Here is a 1,591-nt window from a genome sequence, read left to right on the forward strand (position 1 = left end):
TATCCAGTTTTAATACCGTATGATCAGGCAAAATGCATTTCAATCCTAATACAAGACTTTCAACAGACCAATTGATTCTTGGTCTATTTTGTTTATCGAAGCAGTATTGAAAATGAATGAAATTTTTTCTAACTTTGCCATGTTCTTTAAGAGTTTTTAGCGCAATCATAATCTGCTTTTGAACATTCTTCTGCATTGATGGAATATCTAAACATTTTTTCACATCAAAACCTTTCTTCAACGCATATTCATATAGCGTAATCAATTCACCATCATCAAGGAAATCACTTTCTTGAAACTTTTTCACGGCCATCCATTTTGTTGCCAGCTTTTTACTACGGGTAACCCAAATGTGATCCTCGTACGATTTATACTTTATATAATCATGTATCACTGTAGAGACAAATAAATTTTTACTTTCTGTAGGCCGAGATAGTTTGACTGAATCAACTTTATTTACTGCTTGTGAGGCATGATAAAAATCAAACTGCCTGTCTTTTTGAATCACGTGATTGAGATCAATAATATCTTCTTTCGATCCTTTTATATCACCTTGTAGAATCTGTTTGATCGCACTCTCATGGATTGTACATGGCAGGTGATAGATTCGATCGACCACCAACAAATCAAGTATGTGTAGATAATGTGATGCTGTTTGCTCTATGGTGCCGTGCCCCATCCAATCGGCAAGTAACCGCCACTTATGTTGTATAACAGCCTCATTTTGAATTGCAGTATCTCCAAACAAATGCTTACGCATCTTCTTACACTGGCTCCACCCATAGTCTGTATAGGTCATGACCATTTCTTTTGAGCCTAGCCAAGCTATTGCTAGATGATTCGCTGCACTATGCCTAAAATTATGGAATGTATAGCCGTGACCTTCTCCTAGTATCTTGTCAAAAATCATCTGGGTCATTTCGCTAATATAAGTTGTACTTAAAATTTCGCCATCATTAGCAAAAATCAATTTTTCCGTATGATTTGTTTTAACAGGATTATGCATAATACATTGCTTTATATGCTGCTGAACCAATGCTAACTCAGCATCTAGCATAACGGCATTCAAATCGAGCTGACGCTTTGCATTTTGACTTTTTAGTTTTCGGTAAACATTATTACGTAAGTTAATGCGAATGTTAACAATTTTTCCTTGTGTATCATGATTCAATATCAGCTCATGACAAATGACCTCAGCGAGGGTTAGGCCACGGATTTCATTCAAACGCATTCCTAATCGAAATGCGAGTAAATACATGAGCTGTAGTTGATATAAATACTCTCGCTCTTTAGACGTCTCACTTTGTTCAATCTTTAAGGTGAGCACCTGCTTGAGCTGATTAAATAGTTTCGGACTAATCAATTTTGCATCACAAAATTGCACCCGTTGATAATCATTATACTTAAACGTACTAACTTTAGGCACTTGATATTGCTTCATACAAAATGTATGAAATGCTTTTAGTCGGCCAAATGCATACTGTGCTCGCCCATGATTAGCCTTTGGATCAGATTCTCGTTTCGCTTGGTCACGATCATCAATGCTATTTAGAATTGCTTCGTATAGTTCCTCACAATCTTCTTGATTCAT

The 1,591-nt window shown here is 36.2% G+C and carries 1 pseudogene; it reads right to left on the reverse strand.

Annotated elements, in window-relative coordinates:
- A pseudogene (locus tag GBI16_RS18050) lies at positions 1–1,591 on the reverse strand (tyrosine-type recombinase/integrase); the annotation flags it as partial.

Origin of the sequence: Acinetobacter sp. TUM15064 (assembly GCF_008980265.1) — a bacterium.
Taxonomy (GTDB): Bacteria; Pseudomonadota; Gammaproteobacteria; order Pseudomonadales; family Moraxellaceae; genus Acinetobacter.